General features: G+C 60.9%; 5 protein-coding genes. 1 reads left to right on the top strand and 4 read right to left on the bottom strand.

Annotation, left to right across the window (positions count from 1 at the left end; genetic code table 11):
* Positions 1-166: 166 nt before the first annotated feature.
* The 4 genes from BGIM_RS0138240 to BGIM_RS0138255 all read right to left on the bottom strand — a co-directional run bounded on the left by BGIM_RS0138240 (position 167) and on the right by BGIM_RS0138255 (position 3,804).
* Positions 167-1,069: a TIGR03067 domain-containing protein gene (locus BGIM_RS0138240; protein WP_020474891.1), complete on the bottom strand. Its 903-nt coding sequence runs from the start codon at positions 1,067-1,069 to the stop codon at positions 167-169.
* Between the two features lie 153 nt (positions 1,070-1,222).
* On the bottom strand, positions 1,223-2,017 hold the full coding sequence (locus tag BGIM_RS0138245; protein WP_029631455.1) for a hypothetical protein: 795 nt from the start codon (positions 2,015-2,017) through the stop codon (positions 1,223-1,225).
* A 134-nt stretch (positions 2,018-2,151) separates the two neighbouring features.
* Positions 2,152-2,793, bottom strand: a complete 642-nt coding sequence (locus BGIM_RS0138250) for a DUF7691 family protein (RefSeq protein WP_020474893.1) — start codon at positions 2,791-2,793, stop codon at positions 2,152-2,154.
* 51 nt (positions 2,794-2,844) lie between these two features.
* On the bottom strand, positions 2,845-3,804 hold the full coding sequence (locus tag BGIM_RS0138255) for a DUF3806 domain-containing protein (RefSeq protein ID WP_020474894.1): 960 nt from the start codon (positions 3,802-3,804) through the stop codon (positions 2,845-2,847).
* A 17-nt stretch (positions 3,805-3,821) separates the two neighbouring features.
* On the opposite strand from BGIM_RS0138255, the gene BGIM_RS67520 reads away from it, so the two are divergent.
* Positions 3,822-4,029, top strand: a 208-nt coding sequence (locus tag BGIM_RS67520; protein WP_238537805.1) for a hypothetical protein, incomplete at its 3' end; no start/stop codon positions are given.

A 4,029-nucleotide genomic window follows, 5' to 3' on the forward strand; every position in this document is an offset into this window, starting at 1 on the left:
CAAGAGGCGAAAACCGACCGGACAGGCATGCCAGAAAGATTGGCCAGACCCGAAGAGAGGCCGGTTTTGTCCTCCTCCTTGGCAAGGGGGAGCCGGAGGGGGGCATACGCCGAAGCCCGTTTCCGAGATCCGAAAACAACAAACAACCTTAGCCTTGAGCCACATCCTATTCCTTGACTCGCCTGAGCACAAACAACGAGAGCATGGAGTTTTTCTCGGCTTTAAGCTCGGTCGGTCGGTTCCGGTCCCCCGGATGGATCGGCGTGCAGAGGGTGAGTGTGTCGCCTTCCAGTTTGTAGAGGCCCTCCCCCACTTTTCCTTTGAATGAGGTGTTGTTCAACACTGTCAGGTCGATGGCTTTCGGGGACTTTGTCGCGTCGAGTTTGTAGGTGTGTTCGGCGATAATCTTGCCGTTGAGATTCCAAGTCACTTTGTCGTTTGTAAAGGTGACTCGCAACCCCCGAAGCCCGACATCCTCCCCGTCGGAAAAGGCCGACGTCGATTCCCAAACTCCCCGGATATTGTCGGCATCCTTGGATTCTTTCGCTCCGCCGGCCGGGCTGCCTCCGCCAGCCGGACTTCCGCCGGCGGCCGGAGCGGCAACCGGCTTTGCGGAACCGAACGCCCCCAAGAAATAGGCAATCGCGCTTCCCGCCCCGGCGAGAACCAGCACGGCGGCGACGATGATGACGGCGATCATCGCCCCGTTGCTTTTCTTCTTCTTTTTCTTCTTTTTCTTCTTTTTGGCTCGTGGTTGTTCGGCGGCGCCGTCATCCTCGTTGTCGTCCTTGCGCTCGTCCGCCGGGGGCTTCTTCGGTTTGGAGGGCTTGGGCGCCGGCTCGTCATGATCCTCGTGATCGTCCGCCGGCGGCTTTTTGGGTTTGGAAGGCTTTGGGACTGGCGGCGGCCCTTTGGCCGGGGCGCCCGCCTTGCGCGGCGCGGGCTCTTCGGCGGCTTGAGCTTTGAAGGCGGTCCCGCACGCTTTGCACCGGACCATCTTGCCAATGGCGGCGTCCGGCACGGTCAGGCGGCTGTCGCATTTCGGGCAGGTGATATTGAGTGGCAACACGACTCCGAAAAGAGGGCGGACATATCCATACCCTAGCCTGTGTCACGGATTCGTCCAGCCGACGATGACACGACGGAACCGGTTGCCGACGAATAGCCGCCCCGGCTGGTGAGTTCGCCTGTCTTGAACGCGCCCGACCGGGCGCCAGTGATCTCAGGGCAGTTCGACATCCTTAAAGTCGAAGCTGAAATCTTTGGTTTCCGTCGCCTCCAGGACGACGAGACGCAGCGACAACCCTTTTAATGACTGGCGGCGATATGTCTTTTCCTCGGTGGTTCCTTTCCCTGTTCTTCCCTCACTTGACGGGTCGATCGTTCTCTTGCCATTCATCAAGTCCCAACGGAAAAGGCGGCCTTGGTTCCAAGGACTCGCAAATTGCACCGGCGCCGATAGTTTGGCGGTCACGTTCCCGTCTTTCTCTGTGATCGAAAAGCGAAACTTCATGGCCGCGAGGCCCTTCATGTCGGGATGGTCGAGGTCTTTCCCGTTGATGTCGGCAAGGTTTTCAAATGTCAGGTTCACCGGCTTGGTCAACGAGACCTGGCCCTTCCCCTTGATCGACTTGATCTTGGCCGCTCCCCGCCCCGGCGCATCAAGCAACATGGTGATGGCCGGGCCCGACGTCTCGCCGGAGCCTTTCCAATGGGTTCCGCGAGTCTCGCCCTGAAGATAGCTGATTTCCTTCAGGCGATTTTCCGTCGACAGCAGACGGCCCGTGTCGTCCTCAATGGCGTCGAGTGATTGAAGATGAATGAGGGGGCGGACGTCATCGTCCGTTTTCTTCCAATCCGCCGCGAACCACAGGTCGAGTTGCATGTTGGTCAGGTCCGCTCTTTTCACCGCCCCCAACACCTTCAGGCGGACAATCTGAAGTCTGTCAATCTCCACTCCCCCGCTCGCGGGCGCGATCCGGGTCGTTTCCTGCGCCCGTGCGGTTTCGTCAATCAAGGACGGGCAAATCGCGATGAGGCCACAACAGATCAGCGCAAGGCTCAGAGTTCTTGGCAATGAAATTCTCCCTGGCGAACGATCTCTGATCGACGCCGGACAACACGATCAAATCTGACAAGACCGGCCAACGCTCAGGCGTAGAAGCAGATCAAGTCCTTTTTGCTGTCTTCGCAACTCCAGAGCCAGAACCTCAACTCGGAAAGCGCCTCGCGCACTTCGTCGTCCTTGACGGCGTCCAGTTTCTCTTCGGTGAACTCAGCCACCGCCATCTCGATTTCCTTGAGGGTCATGTAGCCGATGCCGGGGAAGTCCTCGATCATCGGCAGCGGGACGGGGGCGCCGCGATTCATCAACTGGCTGACCCGCAGCGTCTTCTCCGCCACGCCGACCGACTTGAGCGCCTTGTCGGCCTTGCGCGCCCACTCGGATCGCATGGACGACCAACTGTCGTTCGACAAGCCTTCCCCGAAGTGCCGGCAGATGAATTCCAACGCATACCCGTAAACGAACCCCACCCGGTCGTCGTACTTCTGGCCCATCACCATCTGCGTGATGGCATCGCGGACGGTCGTCGCTTCCTTGCCGTCCCCGTCCTCGTCTTCATCTTCGTCCTCGTCCTCGTTTTCCAACATTTCAGCGGCCATCTCGTCGATCTGATCAAACTCATCCTCGAAGTTTTTGATGAGCGTCGCGATCAACCGTTTGTTTTTGGAGCCGAAGACCTCGACCACCTTTTTGAGATCCACGGCGATTGGGTTGAGAATGTAACTCATGTGTTTTGTTTGCCCTCTCTGATGATCCGTAACCCGGCTTCCGATGAGCCATCACCACGGCCAATGCGTCACCGGTCGGCCGGCCGCGACCGCCTCGACATCTTCGCGGATGGCCTCAAACGACGCCGCCAGAAAGCTCGCCTCCGGCTGAAACCACCGCATCTCCACGAACTTGACCGGATAGACCAGCACATCCCCGCGTCCGGCCAGCGCCCGGACGATCAGCTCGGTCCCGGAGGCATCGTCCGCGACGATCCACTCGAACCCGGCTTGCTCCGTCAGGAACTGGCCGAATTGCGTCCCGACGGCATCGATGGCCGCCCACATTTCCTCGGCCACGGAGTTGATGACCGCCAGCACCGCGGCGGGATCGGTCTCGGTCGTGGCGGTCCTCGCCCCGGTTTGCGGCCGCCAGGCGGCCCATACCCGGTCGAGGGCGTCGAGAGTCATCGGGCCGTCCGCGTCCGCCGGGGACAAGGTCGCGACCAATCGCCGCGCGGCGGCCAGTTGCCGCGTGATCCAAGCTTGTCGGCGGCGGCTTGGCAAGGAGAATTTCTGCCCCGTCGGCCGCTGCACCCAGTCGACCCGCCACAACAACCGGCCCCCTTGGGTGATCGTCAGCCCGTCCAGCCGGACCAGCACCGCGTCCGGGTTCCAGCGATTGACCTCCGCCAGCAGGCGGTCGAGCCAGTCCGACGACGGGCCGGCTTCGTCGCCGTCGTAATTCCGAACCGTCACCGGCAGGTTGTCCACGCCGAGATGAGAGTCGCCCGTTCCGGGCCGGGCGAGATACCAGCCGATGAACCGGGCGCACGAGGCGCCCGGAAAATTGGTGGTCAACATCGCCTCGGAATCCCGGATCAACTCTTGGATCGGCCGGGGCCAATAATCGGACACCGCCGGGCTGACCATCCCCAAATCGGCGTTGTAGAAGATCACCGACGCGGGCCGGGAATAATCCCGCCCCTCCGACGCGGCGGGCGCCTCCGGTTTGGACTTTCGCTTTGCCATCCCGAAGCCCCCCGTGGATGAACATCGAGCGGACGGAACCCATTCCGCTGATTGGGGTAGTCCGTGACAGTTTAATCTTGTCGGATGTCGGCCTGGAATTTCCCCCACCTTCTTTTGAAGTTGCGCCTTTTGGGTTTTCAAGGGTGGTCTTGGCATTGGCGAGCCGAGCGGTCAAGTTTTGGCGAGCCGAGCAGCGTCAGCTGCCGGGTGGCTTCCGGCAGGGAA

Source organism: Zavarzinella formosa DSM 19928, assembly GCF_000255705.1.
Lineage (GTDB): Bacteria > Planctomycetota > Planctomycetia > Gemmatales > Gemmataceae > Zavarzinella > Zavarzinella formosa.

Excerpts from the sequence above, each read along its gene's own strand:
- BGIM_RS0138250 (WP_020474893.1), bottom strand. The coding sequence starts at position 2,793 with ATGAGTTACATTCTCAACCCAATCGCCGTGGATCTCAAAAAGGTGGTC.
- BGIM_RS0138255 (WP_020474894.1), bottom strand. The coding sequence starts at position 3,804 with ATGGCAAAGCGAAAGTCCAAACCGGAGGCGCCCGCCGCGTCGGAGGGG.